The sequence below is a fragment of the Sphingobacterium sp. UBA865 genome (assembly GCF_002295765.1).
Lineage (GTDB): Bacteria > Bacteroidota > Bacteroidia > Sphingobacteriales > Sphingobacteriaceae > Sphingobacterium > Sphingobacterium multivorum.
The window spans coordinates 20448-42747 of record NZ_DBGB01000003.1 but is presented as its reverse complement, the minus strand read 5'-3'; the positions used below and the strand labels follow the sequence as shown (position 1 = coordinate 42747).

The window sequence follows — 22300 nt, the reverse complement described above, 5'->3', positions numbered from 1 at the left end:
CTCTTTTAGTTGTAAATTTTTCCTTTAAAAAAGTCTCCGGTCAAATGTAGCAACTCCAGCTCTCCAGGAAAAGTATAGATATTGGTCACATAATCCGTCCCATCGAGATGGTTCTTTGAGGCACTCTGGATCACCCGCCCGTAATCATCGTAATACATTACCGTCAGCAGCGGCTGGGCACCGTCTGTCCGATAGACTTTAGTACCCGTCTGCAGTGACTTGATCTTAGTACTCTTTGTGATCCCGCTCGCAGGAAGTGTAGTCGCTCCGGCAAAGGTATAGTCATCGTAGTAATTGACCTGTAATATGGTCAAATTATCCGTATTCTGCGGGATGGTATTGTTCGTATACCCTTCCATCACACTGCCCCGATCTTCCCACATAGGCCCTGTAAAGTCGGCCAAAGCCTGCTGCAGATAATCATGATTATCGCCGACGTGGCCTCTCTCAACACCGGTCATCACCACACGGCCGAATGCATCATATTTCGTAAAGCTCCACTCCTCACGCTTGAGCTGCTCGGCATCACGTGTGAATACCACCTGGTCATTCTTGTTGTAAACAAGGTATTCCCAGCCTTTGCCGGGAATCTTCTTCTTGATCACTCGCCGACGTCCGTCGTATTTATAGGCATAAACATAGTTGTCAAAATTTGCAAATGTCGCATCAGTAGAAAGCTCACTAACACTCGTTCCCGTCACTGCAGGAGGGATTACATAACGCAGGTCTCCAAAGTCATCGTAAACATAATAGGTATTCAGCGCTTTGCTCTCGTTCTCCCACACCCGCTTGAGAACAACACGTCCCTCAAAATCTTTATACTCGTCCACCGATCCACTGCGATCGGTCGTATTGACAGTATTCTCATCCCGGGTGGTGGTACGGTAGAGTTTTCCCGCTGAGTAGTTCGTCGTACCGCTGGCTCCGCTCGCCGTTACCGTCCATAGCTTTACAACATCAAGTCCCGTAGCCGTATTGGTACCATAACCTGTTTTTACTGTATGTCCGGTACCCAAGACTGCCAATGGCTGCCAGGCTGCACCCGGAGCACCCTGTTCCAGTACGCGGTTCAGCGGACTGTTTTCAAAAACGGTAACCGCATAGGGATTCGGCGTCTTCACCGCTGCCGCATCCCAGCCTACCCCATCTTTGTAAAAATCCGACTGTGTCGATTTTGCTGAAGCCCGGAAACTACCATTGCCTGACTTCTCGCCATAGGGCAGATATTTCGTCGACTCACGACCAAATCCGTCATATTCAATATGCTGGACGATATCCTTATACGTTGGACTGGCCATCAGCTGCACCGTTTGGCTAGGCCTTCCTAGACCATCAAAGTACTGGATACTCTGATTCTCATCTCCGATTGTACGCTGCGCATTCAATGTAGCAAGTGTAACACCTGGACTACGGAACGTTTTGGTCATTATATAATTCTGTCCGGCTGTAGGAGTACTCACAAGATTCTGAAAGCCCACAATACTGATCGTAACAGTTTTGCCTGCCGCGGGGGCAGGAATATAAAAGCCATTGGTAAGCGTAATGCTCCTGAGAGCCTGGATATTGATCTGGTTGCTATAGGAACTCAGCGAGGTATCCTGCGGGAGCCGCTGTCCCTGTACTGCAACAAACCCGAATAAGGATATCAGTGTTAAAAAGTTCTTTTTCATAATCAATTAGGCTTAGTTGGAACGGTAATGGTAATCAAAAGACCTGTTTACATGGTTCAGGTGGTCAAGGACCGCCTGCAGACGCTGCATACCGTCGTAGGTATAGGTTTCCTTTATTCCACGGCCATCAGTCTTACTGGTCATACCAACCAAGGGTTTATAGGTATACGTTGTCACCATCGCTTTAGCCAGTCTGGAATCACTGCGGAGCTTATCTGATGCTGCCTTGATCAGGCTCTCCATTGTCGCTTCAGTCTGACTAATGCTGTTCAGGTTGTCAATTGTAGCTTGGGTAAGCACAGACACAACTTCAGCATAGGTCGCATTCTTGATTTCAATAATTGGATATTGGCCACCGTAACCCCAAAGATAAACCGTGATAGCATCATCTAACTTTTTTAGCTCCTGGGGCTTACTATAATTGTTATAGGATATAATTTCATAATCTTTCGCATAACGACTATCTGAGGAGAAAGTAGATAATGTTCCGGTTGGCGGTTCAACTCCTAAAACACGATTACTAAATTTAAACAATGACAATGCAACAGGCTGGCTAAGCTTAAGTTTTGATACCGTTTGAAGTAAACTATTTGAATTATATATATTGATAATTCCTGCAACTACTTTTCCATCAATCGTAGACACTTTCTCAAGAAAAGGTGATCTTACATTTCTACTAATCAGATTATCAATCCATGCAACACCCGATAAATAATTAGCGGGATAAACAAATATATCCTTCCGATTTCTTCCATCACTGGTTGACAAGGTTTGACTCATCAATTGCTGATCATTATTATAACTATAGATCGCGCTTTCTTCCAGGGGCGCCGTACCATCAAACGTTTCGGTTTTCTTACTCACCAATGTACTGCTACAGCCATAGAGGCTGGAGGTTCCATAACTGAAATAGGAATCTAAACCACTAAAAGAATAAACTTCATCATATTCAGTTGACTCTCCCTCAAGAAATAGTCTAACTTTTAAACTGTTGTATGCAGGTGTTAATATCTGTTGATAATTATATGTTTCCCGTTTAACAGGAGTAAGAATTGAATTTTCATACTTAAAATCTGTTTTCTTAAGCAAATTAATCTCCTTTCCTAAATAGTTTGTACTTACAAAAAAATCCGGGAATTGACGTGGAGACGTTTCCAGCTCCATCGTTGAACACATCAGCCCATTAGAGCCCATGTAATTTGAGGAAAAAAATATCCTTCCCACCGATTTATAAGGAGCCCCACCCCCAAAAGTAGAAAACGAATACCGCTGAAATGTGCTGTACTCAAATTGTGCGGCACCTTTGTAGGATTGATTGACATAATAATTTTCGGTGACCTTGGAATATCTAACAGGAGATTCCTCATTGTAAACCTTTTGAAGATCTGAAGAAAGTTTATCATTAAATTGCATTGACCTACCTAACCATCTTTGCGTATAAGGAGGGCGTACAAATCCATAAACAGATTCTTTGACATAATATTGTTGGTTAGCAATGTCATATTCTATATGGGAACCTTCATAGGAATATACGATGGAATCCCGTAAATTACCTTCTCCATTAGATAGATATTTTAAGCGAATACCTATCCTCTTATTATCGTGGAGGGAACTTTCGTATCCCATCCTCAAAACACCTCCTGTTGGAAACTGGACAGTATTCAACGAAAATGCGATTGCGGAATCGTCAGTAACGGTTCTATCTCTATTATAGTCAGTCAATAAAGCATCCAGGCTGTTGGTAAACATATTTGTAAATGAGCCTGAAAAATCGCAATACAGGCTATACCAAAATCGTGGAATATTTGTTGAAGGAGGTACACTTCCATATAATAACTTATAATAGCCCCAATAATCAGGAATAGATGAAGCTATTATGCTCGCATATTCGCTTTCTCTATTATAACTGAGAATATAACCTTGACCTTGCTGAACTGAGTTACCATCAAATATTTTAGCCGTTTTTAAAAATGATCCATTTCGTCCCAATATCATTTTACGCAAAAGACTGCTTCTTTGAAATAAGCTAATATAGTCCAGTTTATAATCGCTAGAACTTATTCTCTTCAGCTCAATCTTGATATTATTCGATGTATTTATTTCTTTCAAATAATATGTACCATAATACGGGCTATTACTAAAGCCTGCCGATATTGAGGAAGATTGATTATAACTCATGGATCTGTATGAAACATAGTTGCTCCTAATATTTTTCGGATAAACATTATATTTATCATAACTGAATCTAATAAAATTATTATTTAAATCTTCAATTCGATAGATCATCCACGAGGATTTCGACATACCAAACATCTCAGTCCCATTTACTTCTTCGATATATCTGTCTCCTGTAGAATTGTCTGTTCCAAAAAAATATTTGATACCAGTATCACTTATCACTTTAAAGCCTTTAATATCATTCGCAACTATATCAATCTCTATCTTATATAAGCGGCTACCGCTCATTACAATGGGCTGACGGCTAACTGGGTCAAGGATAAATTGTCCGCTACCCTCAGGAGTAATATAAGAAAAGATATCGTAATCAGCATCCCAGTTCTTTCTACCAAATTTTGATGGGTAAACCTGATTGCTATTGACAAAATTTGCCAAAAATCTATCTCGCAAAAGGTTATTGGTATATAGAACATTTAAAGAATCTTGAAATGACGAGAAAAATGTAGTAGACTCATCAGGAAACCCATTTATTTCGCGGCTAACCCTATAATTACTGGAAAGAATCCATCCCAGACCAATCTCACCGATCGATTCATCGTATTTTATTCCGTCAGTTTTATAATTTAGTCCTACACTTAGTTTAATATCGCCATTCTTTAAATCGGTGAAGGGAATAGAAATATCTACATTACCATAACTGTTAGAAGCAGGCAGACTATGGTACTGAATGAATTTTTCCGATGTTGGAGAAGGCGGCACAATAATATTTTGCGACCATCCTCTATTAAAAAAACATAATATAGCTACGGTAAAAGTGAAAAAATTTTTTAACATACCTCTTTTCATATTCAAAGTGTTTCTTTTCATGGTTAATTTTGGCTTTTAAACAAAAAGAAACAAGTATTTTCAATGATTCTCTTTGTTCGACAACTTGAAAAATAATTATCTTTTTAAAGATAAAAAAACTTTCAAAATTAAAGTGTGAAAAATACATTTATTTATTAAGATCAATTGAATTGACACCTCCCTATCTATCCATATTTGACGAAAAAAGTCCCGTAGATAATTTTCGGATAGTATTAAAAAGTAAACGAATTTGTCTCCAAATCAAACGTGTTATTTTTATAAACAAAAAAAGCCATCCAAAAATTGGATGGCTTTCTTAACACCTTTGTATTAAAGCTTATTTGATAATATCACGTAAACCTAGACCTTTAATGATCGCACGGTAACGGTTGATATCTTTTTTGTAAAGATAAGCTAATAATGAACGACGTTTACCTACTAACATTTGTAGGGCACGTTGTGTACCGAAATCTTTTCTGTTTTTTTTCAAGTGCTCAGTTAAGTGAGCAATTCTCTTAGTGAATAAAGCAACTTGACCTTCAGTAGATCCTGTGTTTGTAGCTGATCCAGCAAATTCTGCGAAGATATCAGCTTTGTACTCTTTACTTAAATACATTTCCTGAATAATATTAAAGCGTTAAAAATTTTATTAATTGGCTGCAAAGATAGCAAAAATCTTCGGTTTCCAAAATAATTTAATAAGCAAAGGTTCAGCTACTACTAAACCTTTATGTAGATTTTCTTCTTGTCCAACCAATAGCAGATTACCCACATCAACGTTAAGAAACATAGCGAATAAACAAAAGAACCAACTTCTGGTATCCCAGGCACTTTCGCACAAACATATTTATAAAACCAGGCAAAAGCGTCGAGGTATTTTTGTGTACCATCCTCTTTTACGCCATCAGGAATACGGAACAATCCCAAAAAGCGTGGTAGAATACCGCTCAATACAAAGATGAATAACGGATTTTTACCAAAAACATCAAAAAACTGTGTCAATTTATTTTTCACCCCCTGCACTTCAATAAACCAGATCATACCACCTAGTGTCATGGTTGCCAAACCTGTTGTATAGAGCACATAGGAACTCGTCCATATTTTTTTATTGATCGGAAAACCCAAGGCCCATATCCAAGCCAATACGACCAAAATAAATCCGGTCACAAACATTCCCGCCAGCAATTTAAAATGAGGCTCACTAGAGGCCGGCACTTTCGTCCACAGCCAATCCACCTGACCTTGCTTTTTAATAAATACACCAACTAAATAGCCAAAGACAACTTGAACAATTGTCGGCAAGGTACTCATCAGCCCTTCAGGATCAAATGGCACCCCCTCCCCTTTGTAAACATGCGGCAAACCTAGGATTGCTATATCATACTTTGTACCGAACCAGCCCTCCAAGCTATAGGGATCTGCTCCTCCGGCTATTGAACAGATTGCCCAATATAACAACAGTATGATTGCCGAGATCCAGATAATCGTTTTTTCTTTAAAATAATAAGCTAAAATCGAAGCAAAACAATAAGCGACTGCGATGCGTTGGAGCACACCGAAAATCCGAATTCCCCGGCTCGGATCCGTTCCGTCCACCCATTGTTTAAAAACCAGCTCCGCACCATCCCATTTCACAAAAGGCCACCAATTGATGAAAAGTCCAATCGCAAAAATCAAGATCGTCCGTTTAATTACTTTTTGCCAAAATACTGCAGGTCCTGCCTCCTGTAAACGAGGTATAACAAAAGACATGGCATTACCTACTGCGAAAAGAAAAAAAGGAAAAACGAGGTCTGTAGGTGAACATCCATGCCATTCTGCATGTTTTAGCGGTGCAAACATATGAGCCCATGTCCCCGGATTATTAACCATAATCATCAGTGCCACAGTAGCTCCACGAAATACATCCAAGGAGTAATAGCGTTGTTTCATAATCAGATTGTATAATTAAAAGGTAAATATAACGTATTTGCCCTTCATTTTTATGCGTAATCCACAATTTAATGGCATAAACAGGAAAACTTAGCGACAACCTTGTTACAATAACAAACGTTTGCATGGGCTTATTAGTCAAAAAAGGGATACTTTTTAAAATTGTTTAAAAAGTATTTGGAACTTACTTTCTTTTTAATATATCTTTAACAAAAGTTTAACCAACTTTATGAATTGTACCAAATACCAATGGAAAAAGATATACTGAAGAACCTATATTTTGATTCAACGCTGTCCATAGCAGAGTTGGTAAAAAAGCTTTCGAAAAGTACGCCATCCATTACCAAGGTGATCAATCGTCTTTTGGAAGAAAAGATCATTGTTGAATGTGGGTTTGCAGAATCTACTGGCGGAAGACGACCTATTCAATTTGCACTCAACCCGTCCCTGGATTTCCATATATTGACGATCTCTTGTGATCAGCATTTTTCGACATGCACAATTACCGATTTAACTCAAAAGACAATATTAGAGCATAGGGATATACCGTTAGACTTAAATTCCGAAGAGTCTTCAGAGCTCCTTTTATCCGAAATTGACCGAATTTTAGCATCTTCAACGATTTCATTAGATCGGATTATAGGTATTGGAATTAGTATGCCTGGTTTTGTTAATTCAGAATTGGGCGTCAATGAATCCTATATCAATACGCATCCTTTGTATGAAATAAAAAGCAGGATTGAAAAAAAATATAAACTGACAACAATCATAGAGAATGATTCTCGCTGCATAGCCATTGCAGAGAAAGAATTTGGGGCTGCGAAATACATCGAGCACTCACTTATTATTAATCTAAACTGGGGAGTTGGATTAGGAATTATCATTAATGGAACTGTTTTTAAGGGCGAATCAGGTTTTGCTGGAGAATTTAGCCATATCCCTCTTTCCGACAACAACACCTTATGCTCCTGTGGTAAACGGGGATGCCTTGAAGTTGAAGCATCATTGGATGCCGCCATTCGAAGTACGGAGAACGATATTCAAAACAATGAGTATTCGATTTATAGTACGTTTGTAAAGAGTAATCTAAACAAAATCGATGCACTGATCGAAGCGACTCATGTTGGAGACCAAATTGCGATTAACAATATCGGAAAAATAGGTTACATGCTCGGCAAAGGCATATCAACGCTCATCCATATTCTTAATCCAAAACAAATCATTGTCAGCGGAAGAGGTGCAGAACTCGGGAGAATTCTGAATCCTCAAATACAAATTGCCATTAATGAATTTTGCATCCCTGAAATTGCAAAAACAACACAGATTCAAATGTCAGAATTGAACAAACATGCTCAAATAAAGGGTACTGCAGCTATCGTCGTGGAAAACCATATCAACAGAATCCTAACTAAATAATTATTTATAAATTAAACACTTAAAGATGAGTCTATTCTACAAAAAAACAGCTGGATTAGCTTTGTGCACACTCTTCAGTGCAACATCGCTATTTGCACAGCAAGGCATTTCTGGAACAGTTTCAGATGCCAAGGGGCCAATTGCAGGTGCTACTATTTCCGTAAAGGGAACAAATAGAGCTACCCAGTCGACTGCAAGTGGGGCATTTAATATACAAGCTGCACAAGGCGAAACATTACGTATTTCACTAATAGGCTATAAACCTCAGGAAATTGTGGTGGGAACAACTAAAACGATTAATGTATCCTTAACAAGCGATGAATCGACTTTGGGAGAAGTGGTCGTTACAGCAATGGGAGTTAAACGTGAAAAAAGAAGTCTTGGTTATTCATTTCAAGATATACAAGGTACTGCATTGACGGATGCCAGAGAAAACAACATAGCCAATGCACTAGCGGGCAAGGTTTCCAGTCTTCAGGTTGTTAAAGGTTCAAACGGACCTTCATCATCTTCGAAAATTATTCTTCGCGGATTCAATTCCATTACTGGAGACAACCAACCATTAATCGTTGTTGATGGTGTACCTATGGATAATTTTGCGGGAGCCAAAAACAATGATTTCTGGAATCCATCAGCCGATATGGGAAGTGGATTAGGAGACTTAAATCCGGAAGATATCGAGAGCATGTCTGTCTTAAAAGGTGGTGCTGCTTCTGCGCTTTATGGATCACGCGCTTCAAACGGTGTTATTTTGATTACAACCAAAAGTGGTAAAGCAAAAGACGGTGTTGGAATTTCTTATTCGACCATTACCGGTATTGAAAACATCTTTATGACGCCAAAGCTACAGAGTGACTTCTCTCAAGGCGATGGTGGAGTATACGGTAAATTAGCTACAGGATCTTGGGGTGAAAAGATAACAGGGCAGGAAGTTGAGTTATGGAATGGTACGAAAACAAATTTAAAAGCCTACGATAATATCGGTAATTTCTTCAAAACAGGATTCAATACCACCCAGAACATCAATTTTCAACAGGCAGTTTCCGAAAAAGTCAATGTATATTCGTCAGCGACTTATTTGCATGATAACAGCAAATCTCCCGGCCAAAAATTAAACCGCCTGAATTTAATTAATAGAGTAAACGCCAAATTTGGTCAGCGTAATCAGTGGACTACTGACGTAAAGGTACAATACATGCGTAATATGGCCTATAATCGTGCAGTTGGCGGTGTGAATGGAGGTAATTATTATTCACAGTTGTTAACTTTCCCAAGAAGTTTGGACATTACGCAATTTAAACCTGGAATGGATGAATTGGGTGTGAAACAAAGTTGGTATTTGGAAGATTCAGGAATTAACCCTTATTGGGCTGCTAACAACAAGTTAAGTCGTGATACCCGTGATCGTTATTTGATGAACGCTACTGTAAAGTACGATTTTAATGACTGGTTAAGTGCAGATGTACGTGTGGGTTCTGATAACTATTCGACGAAATACGAAGATAAAACATATACAGGATCTCATATAAACAATTCGTATGGCACAGGTACAGACAAGTTTTATGAGAACAATTATATCGCAAGTTTACAGGCAAGAAAAGACAATCTATTCGGTAAATGGGGTGGTAGTGCCGCAATCTATGGACAGATCATGGACCGTAGCCGTACTTCTTTAAGTGCAAGTGCGGGCAATTTAAGGGTACCTAATTTATTTACTATTGGCAACAATATTGGCAATCCCGGTATTACTGAAAGTATAAATAGAAAACAGATTAATTCCATTTATGGTAACATTGACATCAATTATGATAATATTTGGTATGTTAGTTTCACTGGAAGAAATGACTGGACATCCACTTTACACCCAAATCATAACAGTTATTTTTACCCTTCTGTAAGCACATCATTTGTCATCTCCGACCTGATCAATAAATCTGGAAGCATGCCTTCTTGGTTCAACTTTGCAAAGGTGAGAGCATCTTATGCAAGAACAGGTCGCGACATGGACGCGTACCAATTATATAATACTTATATTATTGGTAATGACCCTAATAATAATACAACTGCATCCAAACGAGATGTTCTGTATGATGAGAACGTGGTTAATGAACTGCAAAAATCAATTGAAGTAGGTTTAGAGACTAAATTTTTCAACAACCGAATTGGCTTGGATTTAACATATTATAAAAACAACTCAACAAATCAATTGATTGACATCCCAATGAACAACCTATCTGGATATAGAGCTTTCAAAGCCAATGCAGGTAATATTCTTAACGAGGGATTTGAAATCACATTAAACGCCGATGTAATCAGAAAAGAGAACTTTAGATGGAATCTGAATGCCAATGTTTCTCGCAATTTCAATAAAATCCTTGAATTACACCCTGAATCCAAACGTATGACATTGGGCGGCTATGACAATTTCGCAATATATGCAGCTGAAAACCAAAGATATGGCGCTATTTTCGGAACAAAGTTCCTACGTGTTGAAGATGCAAACAGCCCTTATAACGGACAACTTATCCTAAGCGGTACAGGTTTACCACAAGCGAAATCTAACGAAGCAGAGCTTCTGGGTGATCAGACTGCACGTGCCCTCGCTGGTATCACCAACTCTTTCACTTATAAAAACTTCGGACTAAGTTTTCAAATCGATGGCAGATTTGGCGGAAAATTCTTCTCAGGAACACAGCGTGCACTACAAGCTAGCGGTTCTTCTGCCGAAACAGTTGTTAACGGAAGTCGGGATAAATTTGTTGTTGATGGAGTTATCCTAAAAAATGGTGCATACGAAAAAAGTACTGTCGCAGTTACGCCGCAAGATTACTGGACAACTGTATCTGGAGCTAGTGGCAACTTAGGTATTACTGAACAAAATTTATATAATGCAACCAATGTTAGGATTAGAAATTTGCAATTAAATTACTCTATCCCTAAAAACCTATTGAAATCATCTATCGTTAAAAATGCAAAAGTAGGTGTATCAGTCAATAACTTAGCCATGCTAAAAAGTTACGCAAATGGGGTAGATCCAGAATCCACTTATGCGATGAGTTCAAACGCTGTTGGATTTGAAAATTTATCATTTCCAACCTCACGTTCTTATTTCTTAAACCTATCTATTGGCTTCTAATCTGAATTATCATGAAAAATACACTATCAAAAATAGCGCTAGCAATATTATTAGGAAGCGCAGCTACCTCTTGTACAAAGCTTGAGGATATTAATATAGATCAAACTGCTGCAAATGATCAGCAAGTCAAACCAGAATATTTTTTGAACAACTCCATTATCGGAGCGCAACAAGATCCTGGATTAGCTGAACGTTTATTTATTTATTCCTGGAAAACCGCTGCACACCAGCAATACTTTAATTTCATCAATATAGGACAACAAAGTGATGACTTTAATTCACTCTATTGGTCGAGTATTTCCGGTTGGCTGAATAATGCCAATGCAACCATCGAAATTGCAGATAAGAAAACACAAAATGGTACTGCTGCAGTTTACAATCAAAACATGATCCAAGTGGCCAGAATTTGGAGGGCATACTTATTAAGTGAATTAAGTGACAATTTTGGACCAATACCGACTAAGGGGTTTCAAGGAGTCAATCCACAGTTTGATTCTGTAAAAGACGTTTATTATTATCTATTGACTGAATTAAAAGATGCTCAATCGAAAATCGATCCAGCTGTCAGCAATTCGGGTATTGAAAACTATGATGCCGCTTACGGTTTCAAATGGGACAATTGGATCCGCTATGCGAATTCAATGCGTATGCGTTTAGCAATGCGCTTATCAGAGGTTGATGCAACGAAAGCAAAGACTGAATTTGAAGATGCTGTTAAAACGAATAAATACATTGAAACAGCTGCACAAAATTTCGGCGTACAGGAAAAAGACGGTTGGGATCCACTGACAGGTGTAATGAGCCGTTCTTGGAATACACAACTACTATCTGCTACATTAAACAATATATTTATCGGATTGGGTGGTATCAAAACTGCGGATCAATTTACGGAAACCGAAGTTGTAAGCAAAATCAAGAACGAAGACGATTTTGGTATCCGTTACCTGGATAACTTCTCCACGATGTCAAATGACCCAAGCCAAGGTTATTACTTAGATGGGATTCCAAATAAAATGGATCCAAGAGCGTATAAAGCTTTCTTTATTCCAGGTCATACATCCGACCCACAATATTGGACCGATGCTAGCAATCAGGATGCTCAAATCAAAAAACCAGATGGCACAACCCTAAATTTCAAAACTTCATACACATGGAATGCGTTTACTTCAGGTACATGGGGGGCTAAATCGTCAAACATCGTGCTTAGAGCACAAAATGGTCGTATTCCAGGCATGATCAAAAAGTTCAGAACAAGCACGCAGAAACGTTTGTTCTTCGCTTCATGGGAAAGTTATTTTTTGATTGCTGAAGCAGCTTTGAGGGGCTGGAACACCCCTATATCTGACAAAGTCGCCTATGAAAAAGGTATTTCAGAAAACTTTAACTACTGGGAAGTATCGTCTTACCTCGGTCAATACTTGGCATCAGAAAACTACAACCGCGTGGGAACTTCAGTAAAATATGATCATACAGCGGAGCCTGCTGCGACATTCACTGTCAAATACAAAGACGGTTATACGAATGCTACAGGAACTGCCACAATCAAGTATCCTGAAAATACGATCTATAAAAATGGGTCAATCAAGAATGATAAGTTGACAAAAATTATTACTCAAAAATATATTGCCTCATTTCCATACTTATGCCTTGAGGCATGGAACGACCAACGCCGTTTGGGTCTTCCTTTCTTTGAAAATCCTGCTGTCGAAACGGCCATCGCAACAATGCCACAATTGACAAGTGCAAATTACACAAAAAACCAAGTAGATTTCTTTCCGCAAAGAACGAGCTATCCTTCATCATTTAGAAATGCTGATCAGGCAAATTATGATAAAGCGGTATCCTTATTAGGTGGATCAGATGGTGTATTTACACCCCTATGGTGGGCCAAACAAAAATAATTTCTTTATAACACCAGAAAAGCCGGCCTTGAGCCGGCTTTTCTAGTTTACAACAATATTGATCAGTATATTTGTTACAATAACACTTATTATTAATTCAAAAGAAGCACTCCATTCCCTTAAAAATAAAGAATCTATCAAATTCTTTTTAAATTTTTTAAAAAGAATTTGGAACTTAAAAGAAAGTATCTATATCTTTATTTATAAACTAAAAACAAACACAGAAAAACTCAACTGCCACACACCTAAATTAAGTAGAGCAATTGAGCTAAAAACCAACTACCAATGATATTAAAAAGTATAATATCATTATTGAAAAACATTAAAAACCAAATAATTACTCATTAATGAAGCTTAAATAGAAATGGTCGTAGAGATTTTAAGGAATTTGTATTATCGGCCTATGCAACCGATTGCAGATATTGCGAACTCACTTTCACGAAGTATACCTTCTGTCACCAAACAAATCAACGAACTTCTTTCAAAGAATATCGTAGTTGAGAAAGGTTATGCTGCATCGACAGGTGGAAGAAAGGCTATGCAGTATATGATTAATGAAGATTTAAGCTATACAATCGTCAGCCTATCTATCGATCAATTCTATACAGCAATTACCTTATCAAACCTTAAAGGGGATATTATCTCATCGTTAGAAAATCTTCCAGTCGATCTTAGAGATTCTGATGCAGCAAACGTACTATTAAAAACTGTAGATCGCTTTTTTTCTTTAAATAATATTGATTTAAAACAGGTTATCGGCATAGGGATTAGCATGCCAGGTTTTGTCAATTCAGAAACAGGGCTAAATGAATCCTACAACAGTGATTCCGCTTTATATAATATAAAGGAACTCATCGAACAAAAGTTTAACGTGCCTGCAGTAATTGACAACGATTCACGTTGTGTCGCCTGGGCTGAAAAAAAATTCGGGAATGCACAAGATTCCTCGCACTCCCTTGTCATTAATCTTAATTGGGGGGTAGGTTTGGGTATTCTTATTAATGACGACATCTTTAAAGGAACTTCTGGTTTTGCTGGTGAGTTTAGCCACATCCCCCTTTCCGATGAATTAACACTATGCTCTTGCGGAAAGAGAGGGTGTTTAGAAGTGGAAGCCTCTGTGAGCGCTGCCATCCGAAATATTGAAAAGGATATAAAAAACGGCGAATACTCTATATATGAAAAACTCGTAGAAGAATATGACAACAAAGCTGAAGCTCTTATTGAATCCGTTCAAATTGGTGATCAGATCGCAATCAATAATATTGGAAAAATTGGGTACTTATTAGGTAAAGGAATATCAACGTTGATACATATTCTCAATCCGAACAAAATTATCATCAGTGGTCGTGGAGCGGAAATCGGTTATATCCTTGCGCCTCATATCCAAGTTGCAGTAAATGAATACAGCATTCCTAAAATATCGAAGAAAACAAGCATTGAGATCTCCGACCTGCACAAAAGAGCGCAGCAACTCGGCACAACAGCATTAGTCATAGAAAAATACATCACAAACATTATTAACTAACGTTTTACACAAATACCTAAAACATGAGTCTATTTTACAAAAAAACTGCAGGATTGGCGTTATGTACACTTTTCAGTGCTACATCGCTTTATGCGCAGCAAAGCATTTCTGGAATAGTTTCAGATGCTAATGGACCTGTCTCTGGCGCAACAGTTTCTGTTAAGGGAACAACCAGAGGTACTCAAACGGGCGCCAATGGGGCTTTTACAATTCAAGCTTCACAGGGTGAAGTCTTACGTGTATCCATTGTCGGATACAAATCCCAAGAAATAGTCGTTGGTTCCTCAAAAACGATAAACATTAAATTAACAGAGGATGCTTCCAACCTGGAGGAAGTTGTTGTTACTGCTATGGGTATTAAACGTGCTCCAAAGGAGCTTGGTTATGCCATGAGCACGGTCGACTCTAAAGAGTTAACAAAAACCGGTTCACCGAACTTTGCGGGGGCATTGTATGGTAAAGCACCTGGAGTTCGTATTTCAGCAGCACCTGGAGGAGCAACATCGGGTATTAACATCAATATCCGTGGTACTAACTCAATCACAGGAAACTCACAGCCATTGGTTATTATCGATGGGGTACCAATGCGACAAACCTCTTTTAACAATTCTGATTACTGGGGTGACCAACGCGCTAGAGGAAATGGTTTAGAAGATCTCAACCCGGAAGATATTGAGAATATCAGCATTCTAAAAGGTGCTTCTGCCGCAGCTTTGTATGGATCAGAAGCAATGAACGGGGTAGTATTGGTAACGACAAAATCAGGGAAAGGTGGAAAGGGTTTTTCTATAGATTTTAATGCCACCTACACGCATGATAAAATTGCTTATCTACCAAGATTTCAAGATGTCAGAGGCCCTGGTTATACAAAAGCCTATCAGAATGATGGACAGGCTGATGATATGTTTTTCTATTATGATAATAGCCGAGCTATCAACGGCGTAACGCGTGGCGTACTTCCGGCTACTGTAAACTTTGGACCTAAATTTGACGGTAAAGACATTATTTCTTGGGACGGTGTTGTACGTCCATATTCAGCTCAAAATTCGTACAACAAACTATTCAACAACCCAAATAATACTTCATTCAATTTAGCCCTTGGTCATACTACTGAAAATTCAAATACAAGATTCTCGGTCACACGTCAGGATAATCAGATGACCGCGCTTGAATCTTCAAACAAGAAGAATATTGCCAATTTAAATTCCTCGTTCAAACTTTGGGATAAATTAACAACAGACGTGGTCGTTAATTATGTGAACCAACATACACATAACAGACCATTCCTTACGGATCGTTTAATCAATAACTTCACCGGGATGATTTCAACATTTGACAATCCGGAGTGGTATCTAAACAAATATAAAACAAGCTTAGGCTATAAATATGTTACGGGCACAGACCAAAGCTTAACACCATCAGAAAATTTGATATATAATGGCTATAAAACAGACGTATTGGATTTTATCTGGAACTCAAAAGCAAGACAATATGATGAATATTCCAATCGCGTTTTAGGATCAGTAACAAATACCTGGCAAGTAACAAGTGATTTCTCTTTAAGAGCACGTTTCTCGGCAGATATGACCTCACTTCGCACCGAGGATAAGCAGCCAAATGAGAAACCACTAGCTTATGAAAACACAGGGTATTTTGGTTTAGGTCAACAAAATGCAAACATCTATTATGCAGACTTTTTGGCTTCATATAGCAAACAGATCAATCAGGATATCAAAGTAGGCGCGATGCTCGGCTATACTGCAACCAAGAGTCAGGATACCTATGTACAACGTGAAACTGCAGGGGGACTAAGTGTTCGAAATTGGTATGATATCAATGCTTCTGTGAACACTATTGGTGGAAATTCCAAATATAATTACCGAAGAAATCAATTAAGAGATGCCTTGTTTGGAACCTTAAACTTTAACTATAAAAATTACTGGTTTCTTGAAGGAACATTGAGAAGAGAAATTATCTCAACAATGCACCCAGACAACAATGTAACTTTCTACCCTTCCGTAAACTCAAGTTTGGTATTATCTGAAGCATTCCATTTACCTGAAATATTCAGTTATGCTAAATTAAGAGGGTCATTTGGTATCGTTGGTAACTATCCACAGATCTATCAAAGCCCATTAAGTTACACGCAAAACACAATGGGGGTACAGACTCAAGGTGGCCAAGCTGTAATTTACACAAATGTGCCAACGAGTGCCTTTGGAAATGAGAAAATTAAATCGGAACGAAAAAAAGAGTATGAATTTGGTTTGGAAACCCGATTACTTAACAATCGCTTAGGGTTTGATATCACCTATTATAACGGCTTAATCCAAGATCAAATCCTGAATTACACCTTACCTATTTCCATGGGATCGAGTTCAATCGTTGCAAATGTGGGAACTTTACGCAACAAAGGATGGGAATTCGGAATAACGGGTACACCAATACAGCATGAGAATTTTAAATGGAATACAGTACTGAACTTCTCGATGAATAAAAATATCGTAGAAGAGTTGCCAGGTGGCGTTTCCGAACTTTTGCATAAAGATTATGATGGTGCAGCTGCACAATTAGTATCAAAAGTAGGCCAACCTATGGGCGATATCATGGTACATCCAGTAGCAACTGATGCAAATGGAAATAAAATTGTCCAAGATAACGGCTTATACCAAGTGGATGCCAATTCTTGGATCAAAGCAGGAAATGCAATGCCTAAAGCTGTTGGTGGTTTAACAAATACATTCACGTATAAAAATTTCACCTTGGATGCCTTACTTGATTTTCGCTGGGGTGGTCATGTCATGCCTACCGGTATAAACTGGATGATCAGTAGAGGCCTCTTAGAGGAAAGTTTAAACAACATGGATACAGAACATGGTGGGCTTAGCTACTATATCGCCAATGGAAAAGGGATCGCAACAACTGGAAGTACAGGTCCAAATGGAGAGACTGTTTATCATGATGGGATGCTGATGTCTGGAGTTAAAGCTGACGGATCGCAAAACGACAATATTATTTCACAGGCCGTTTATTACAACAACACATACAATTGGGGCGGACCACAATATTCTAACTCACGTTACGAACTATATGTACAAAAGAATAATTATATCAAGATGCGCGAGCTTTCAATAGCTTATCGTCTTCCAAAATCAGTTGCACAGAAATTAAGAGCTAAAAACCTTCAAATCTCTGCATTTGGACGTAATTTATTCTTTATCTACAGAAGTATAAAGGATCTAGATCCTGAACAAATGACTGGTGGGTCAAATTGGGTTGATCAAGTTTCCAATGCAGGAACAAGTCCGGCAACAAGAACATATGGTTTAATGCTACGTGCTAGCTTCTAATTATTAAAGACATGAAAAAATATATATTATATATGGGGCTGTGCGCAGCCACATTAGCTTTCACAAATTCTTGCAGTAAGAGTTCATTTGATGAAAACTACCGTGACCCAGGAAAAGTAACCGAGACGACCGTTGAAAAACAGTTTGCAGGTATGATTTACAGTTACAGACAATTAATTGTCCCTGAATATAGAAATTTATTTGTTACCCTTAGACCAACCATATTTAGATATTTACATATCACAGGCTGGATTAATGAGACAAACCAGTTATTGCCAGGAGCCGCTGCTATCGAGGACCGTTGGTCAAGATTTTACGAGGGACTTGCACAATATAGAGAGCTAGAAACTATTTATAATAAATCTGCCGATGTTGAGAAAAAAGAAAATAGGATTTACTATTTAACTGCAAAAGTTCTTTTCTATGATGAAACACAACAAACTGTAGATCTTCATGGCGCTATTCCTTGGTCTAAGGCAGGTATGTTGAGTACGAACAATAGTGATTATCAAAATTCGTATCCGGCCTATGACCAACCCGAGGACATCTATGCGGCAATGATGACTGATTTAAAAAGTATCAGCGCTGAATTAAATTCAATTACAGTAAGTAGTGCCACCGCCAACAAATTTAAGACGCAAGACATCATCAATAATGGTGATATCGCATTGTGGAAAAAATATTGTAACTCACTTAGGCTAAGAATACTAACCCGAGTTTCAGCGAGCTCAAAGTTTGCCACACAAGCAAATCAGGAAATTGCAGAAATTGTTAATAATCAAGCTACTAATCCACTGATTTTAACGAACGCAGAAAATGCGCAACTGGATATTTATAACCTTGATGACAACAGTATTCAAACAAAAAATATCCGAGATGCGTTTGAGGCAAGTGGTTGGTATGCTAATCTAGGAAGCAAAAAAATGATTGATCATATGCTAGAGAAGGTCGATCCAAGATTGCCGTTCATGTTTGAACCAGGCGAAAAAGCTGCGGGGAAATATATTGGGCTAGATCAAAGTAAAGTAAGTGCCGATCAAACTGCTTTAGCTACAGGAGGAACATTGGCGATCTACAACCGCTCAACATATTCTAGAAATCAATTTTTTCCAGGTATATTATTTTCAGCAACTGAAACAAATTTACTGCTGGCAGAGTACTACAATAAAGCTGGAAATGCATCGGCTGCAAAAACAGCATTTGAAAACAGCATTAAAGAATCTGTTGATTTATATCGTATTATTAGAAGCAGATCCAACGACAATACCGTTGTTGCGCCCGCTGCTCCAACGACTGAAGCGATCACTACCTATATAAATAATGTAAACTGGGCAGGCGCATCTAATAAACTTGAACTAATTGCGACGCAAAAATGGATACATTTTAATGTTTTACAAACTGTACAAGCTTGGTCCGAGCAACGTCGTTTGGATCTGCCTAAATTTGAATTTGTTGTTCAAAACGCAGACATACAAAAGACAGTACCGGTCAAATTCAACTTACCACCTTCAGAAAGCGTTTACAATTCAGAAAATTACAATGCTGTAAAAGCGCAAGATAACGTCAATACTAAACTCTTCTGGGACGTTAATTAACGTATAAGCTACATCTATCTGTAAGAAGGCCACCTAAGGTGGCCTTCTTTTTATCATTTTCACTATCTTTATCCATGCAAAAACTAAAAACCATTATATCCACTGCGCTGATCGCTTCAAGCGCAACACTAGCGTTTGGCCAGGCACATAACGTATCTAATGGCTATCAAAAACCGACAGATCCTCTAGTGATTGAGAATCTCGAACAATGGCAAGATATGAAGTTTGGTCTTTTCATGCACTGGGGTACCTATAGTCAATGGGGAATCGTTGAAAGCTGGAGTATCTGTCCTGAAGATGAAGGCTGGACCCAACGCAAACCCGAACATGGTAAAACTTATTTTGAATACCTCAAGAACTACGAAAATCTACAGACTACCTTTAATCCTACGGATTTCAATCCACAGAAATGGGCCGATGCCGCTAAAGCTGCTGGCATGAAATACGTTGTTTTTACGACCAAACATCACGATGGATTCGCCATGTTCGATACCAAAGAATCGGATTATAAAATCACCTCCGCAAAAACGCCATTTTCGACAAATCCAAAGGCCAATGTAACCAAAGAAATCTTCAACACATTCCGCAATGACGGCTTCAAAATTGGCGCCTATTTCTCCAAACCGGACTGGCACTCCGATTACTACTGGTGGTCCTACTTTCCGCCAAAAGACAGAAATGTAAATTACGATCCTAAAAAATATCCGGATCGCTGGCAAAAATTCAAAGACTTTACCTACAATCAAATCAACGAGCTGACTTCCGAATATGGCAAAGTCGATATCCTTTGGCTGGATGGTGGCCAGGTCCGCCCCTTAGAAACGGTTGACAAATCTGTTGACTGGCAACAGACGATCAAAATGGATCAAAATATTGACATGGACCGCATCGGTGGCATGGCAAGGAAAAATCAACCTGGCATTATCGTCGTTGACCGTACGGTACCTGGAAACTGGGAAAATTATGTCACTCCCGAACAAGCGATTCCTGAACATCCGTTGGATATTCCATGGGAAAGCTGCATCACCATGGGTAATTCGTTCAGCTATGTGCCCAACGACCAATACAAACCAACCAAAAAGATTGTTGAAACATTGGTAAAAATTATTTCCCGCGGCGGAAACTACTTATTGAACATAGCCCCTGGCCCTACAGGAGATTACGATCAGGCTGCATACGATCGCTTGAACGAGCTGGCAGCCTGGATGAAAATCAATCAAACTGCAGTGTTTGCAACACGTACCATTGCTCCGTATCACCAAGGTGACTATTACTACACCAGAAGCAAAGACAGTAAAGTGGTCAATGTATTCCATCTTTCTGAAGGTGACACTTACCAGCAGCCCAATGAATACGTGTTTGAAGTACCTGATAACTTTAGCGTAAAAAAGATCGCTATTTTAGGTCATAAAGGTAAATTGGACTGGTCGCAACGTGGTAACCAAATTACCTTGAGAAGTCCTAGTACACGATTTAACTATGCTACGGCAATTCAATTGCAAAGCAAATAACATAAAATTCCGTTGGATACGATCCAACGGAATTTTATCATTTAACAAGGTCATTGTTTACCGATGATCGCCTGAACATTTAACATCCCCAAAGCTGCTCAGGAATAAGAAAATAAGTCATCAACAAACTATAGGGGTTTTAGAACCTTAAATTCCAATGAAAAAAATCAACCTATTTCCATTATTTATCCTTCTTTTTGTATCCTCATGTGCAACGTATAAACCTCAGATCCTGGTATCGGAGCAAATCTTTAAAACAGGTCAGGTTCCATTCCAGCAATGCCATGCCTCCACGATTCAAGTCATCGGAAAAGACAGTTTATTGGCAGCCTGGTTTGGTGGTACACATGAATCTAACCCCGATGTTGTCATATGGAGTTCACTGTATAGCCATGGACAATGGCAGCGTCCTGTACAGATTGCAGACGGTATCCTTGGTGACAACCGCTTTCCAACATGGAATCCTGTCTTCTATCAATACCCGCACAGTGACACCCTATCTTTGTATTATAAAATAGGCCCCAACCCCAGAGAATGGAAAGGCTATGTCAAACATTCGATTGATAAGGGAACCAGCTGGTCAGCACCGCAGCAGTTACCTGAAGGTATATTGGGGCCTATCAAGAATAAACCGCTCACCTTGACAAACGGACTGCTGCTCTCCCCCTCCAGCACGGAATCCAAAACAGAAATCTGGAAAGCACACCTGGAAATCAGCCGCGATCATGGCCGCTCTTGGTCCGTCAGCGCAATACGCCCAGATACCAGTATCCAGGTTATTCAGCCCAGTGTGATCCAACACGCAGATGGACGCATTCAGGTGCTCTGTCGAAGTAAAGAAAATAAAGTGATGGCAGCATTCTCAGCAGATGAAGGCCTTACCTGGGGCCCCTGGCAATCCACAAACCTGCTCAATCCCAATTCTGCCACCGACGCCATCCGTTTAAATAATGGTTTATTGATGATCGTCTTCAATCCGGCTATCGCTGGCAACGACTGGTGGGAAGGACGCACAAAACTGCATGTCGCCATATCAAAAGATGGCTTACAGTGGAAAGATGTTCTAACCCTTGAAGATGGGGTAAAGAACGATGAGTATTCTTATCCGACAATTATTCAGGACACAAACGGTCTTATCCACATCACCTATACCTGGAATAGGAAAAGTATCAAGCATATTGTGCTCAAATAAGAATGATAGTTGTAACAAAAATGGCAGTAACTTCGTTGTATGCTA

Annotated in this window: 12 protein-coding genes; 8 read left to right on the top strand and 4 right to left on the bottom strand. The window is 39.0% G+C overall.

Annotated elements, in window-relative coordinates:
- Nucleotides 1-5 precede the first annotated feature (5 nt).
- From B2O97_RS01740 to B2O97_RS01725, 4 genes are all read right to left on the bottom strand, one after another.
- Nucleotides 6-1670 (bottom strand): DUF6443 domain-containing protein, encoded by a 1665-nt coding sequence (locus tag B2O97_RS01740; protein ID WP_286709405.1) that lies wholly within the window; start codon nucleotides 1668-1670, stop codon nucleotides 6-8.
- A 12-nt stretch (nucleotides 1671-1682) separates the two neighbouring features.
- Nucleotides 1683-4715, bottom strand: coding sequence for a hypothetical protein (locus B2O97_RS01735; RefSeq protein ID WP_286766822.1), 3033 nt, complete (start codon nucleotides 4713-4715; stop codon nucleotides 1683-1685).
- Between the two features lie 316 nt (nucleotides 4716-5031).
- Nucleotides 5032-5310 carry a 30S ribosomal protein S15 gene (rpsO, locus tag B2O97_RS01730; RefSeq protein ID WP_046674145.1) on the bottom strand — a complete coding sequence of 93 codons (279 nt, stop codon included), beginning with the start codon at nucleotides 5308-5310 and terminating at the stop codon, nucleotides 5032-5034.
- 104 nt (nucleotides 5311-5414) lie between these two features.
- The gene (locus tag B2O97_RS01725) at nucleotides 5415-6626 is read right to left on the bottom strand and encodes an acyltransferase family protein (RefSeq protein ID WP_286709403.1); all 1212 of its coding nucleotides are present in this window, start codon (nucleotides 6624-6626) and stop codon (nucleotides 5415-5417) included.
- Nucleotides 6627-6875: 249 nt separating this feature from the next.
- Here B2O97_RS01725 and B2O97_RS01720 point away from each other — a divergent pair, with 249 nt between their 5' ends.
- The 8 genes from B2O97_RS01720 (at nucleotide 6876) to B2O97_RS01685 (ending at nucleotide 22255) form a co-directional block, all read left to right on the top strand.
- Entirely contained in the window at nucleotides 6876-8042 is a 1167-nt protein-coding gene (locus B2O97_RS01720) for an ROK family protein (protein WP_286709402.1), read from the top strand.
- Nucleotides 8043-8067: 25 nt separating this feature from the next.
- On the top strand, nucleotides 8068-11178 hold the full coding sequence (locus B2O97_RS01715) for a SusC/RagA family TonB-linked outer membrane protein (protein ID WP_286709401.1): 3111 nt from the start codon (nucleotides 8068-8070) through the stop codon (nucleotides 11176-11178).
- 11 nt (nucleotides 11179-11189) lie between these two features.
- The gene (locus tag B2O97_RS01710; protein ID WP_139144928.1) at nucleotides 11190-13079 is read left to right on the top strand and encodes a SusD/RagB family nutrient-binding outer membrane lipoprotein; all 1890 of its coding nucleotides are present in this window, start codon (nucleotides 11190-11192) and stop codon (nucleotides 13077-13079) included.
- A gap of 403 nt (nucleotides 13080-13482) precedes the next feature.
- On the top strand, nucleotides 13483-14607 hold the full coding sequence (locus B2O97_RS01705; protein WP_159332730.1) for an ROK family protein: 1125 nt from the start codon (nucleotides 13483-13485) through the stop codon (nucleotides 14605-14607).
- Nucleotides 14608-14630: 23 nt separating this feature from the next.
- Complete coding sequence (locus B2O97_RS01700) at nucleotides 14631-17957, top strand: SusC/RagA family TonB-linked outer membrane protein (RefSeq protein ID WP_286766821.1); 3327 nt, start codon at nucleotides 14631-14633, stop codon at nucleotides 17955-17957.
- 11 nt (nucleotides 17958-17968) lie between these two features.
- Nucleotides 17969-19552 (top strand): SusD/RagB family nutrient-binding outer membrane lipoprotein, encoded by a 1584-nt coding sequence (locus B2O97_RS01695; protein ID WP_286766820.1) that lies wholly within the window; start codon nucleotides 17969-17971, stop codon nucleotides 19550-19552.
- Between the two features lie 74 nt (nucleotides 19553-19626).
- Complete coding sequence (locus B2O97_RS01690; RefSeq protein WP_286709398.1) at nucleotides 19627-21063, top strand: alpha-L-fucosidase; 1437 nt, start codon at nucleotides 19627-19629, stop codon at nucleotides 21061-21063.
- Nucleotides 21064-21220: 157 nt separating this feature from the next.
- Nucleotides 21221-22255: a sialidase family protein gene (locus B2O97_RS01685; protein WP_286709397.1), complete on the top strand. Its 1035-nt coding sequence runs from the start codon at nucleotides 21221-21223 to the stop codon at nucleotides 22253-22255.
- Nucleotides 22256-22300 lie beyond the last annotated feature (45 nt).

What these genes read in the sequence shown, in the direction of transcription:
- B2O97_RS01700 (WP_286766821.1), top strand. Translation starts at nt 14,631, where the DNA reads ATGAGTCTATTTTACAAAAAAACTGCAGGATTGGCGTTATGTACACTT.
- B2O97_RS01705 (WP_159332730.1), top strand. Translation starts at nt 13,483, where the DNA reads ATGCAACCGATTGCAGATATTGCGAACTCACTTTCACGAAGTATACCT.
- B2O97_RS01715 (WP_286709401.1), top strand. Translation starts at nt 8,068, where the DNA reads ATGAGTCTATTCTACAAAAAAACAGCTGGATTAGCTTTGTGCACACTC.
- B2O97_RS01720 (WP_286709402.1), top strand. Translation starts at nt 6,876, where the DNA reads ATGGAAAAAGATATACTGAAGAACCTATATTTTGATTCAACGCTGTCC.
- B2O97_RS01710 (WP_139144928.1), top strand. Translation starts at nt 11,190, where the DNA reads ATGAAAAATACACTATCAAAAATAGCGCTAGCAATATTATTAGGAAGC.
- B2O97_RS01725 (WP_286709403.1), bottom strand. Translation starts at nt 6,626, where the DNA reads ATGAAACAACGCTATTACTCCTTGGATGTATTTCGTGGAGCTACTGTG.
- B2O97_RS01735 (WP_286766822.1), bottom strand. Translation starts at nt 4,715, where the DNA reads ATGAAAAGAAACACTTTGAATATGAAAAGAGGTATGTTAAAAAATTTT.
- B2O97_RS01740 (WP_286709405.1), bottom strand. Translation starts at nt 1,670, where the DNA reads ATGAAAAAGAACTTTTTAACACTGATATCCTTATTCGGGTTTGTTGCA.
- rpsO (WP_046674145.1), bottom strand. Translation starts at nt 5,310, where the DNA reads ATGTATTTAAGTAAAGAGTACAAAGCTGATATCTTCGCAGAATTTGCT.
- B2O97_RS01695 (WP_286766820.1), top strand. Translation starts at nt 17,969, where the DNA reads ATGAAAAAATATATATTATATATGGGGCTGTGCGCAGCCACATTAGCT.
- B2O97_RS01685 (WP_286709397.1), top strand. Translation starts at nt 21,221, where the DNA reads ATGAAAAAAATCAACCTATTTCCATTATTTATCCTTCTTTTTGTATCC.
- B2O97_RS01690 (WP_286709398.1), top strand. Translation starts at nt 19,627, where the DNA reads ATGCAAAAACTAAAAACCATTATATCCACTGCGCTGATCGCTTCAAGC.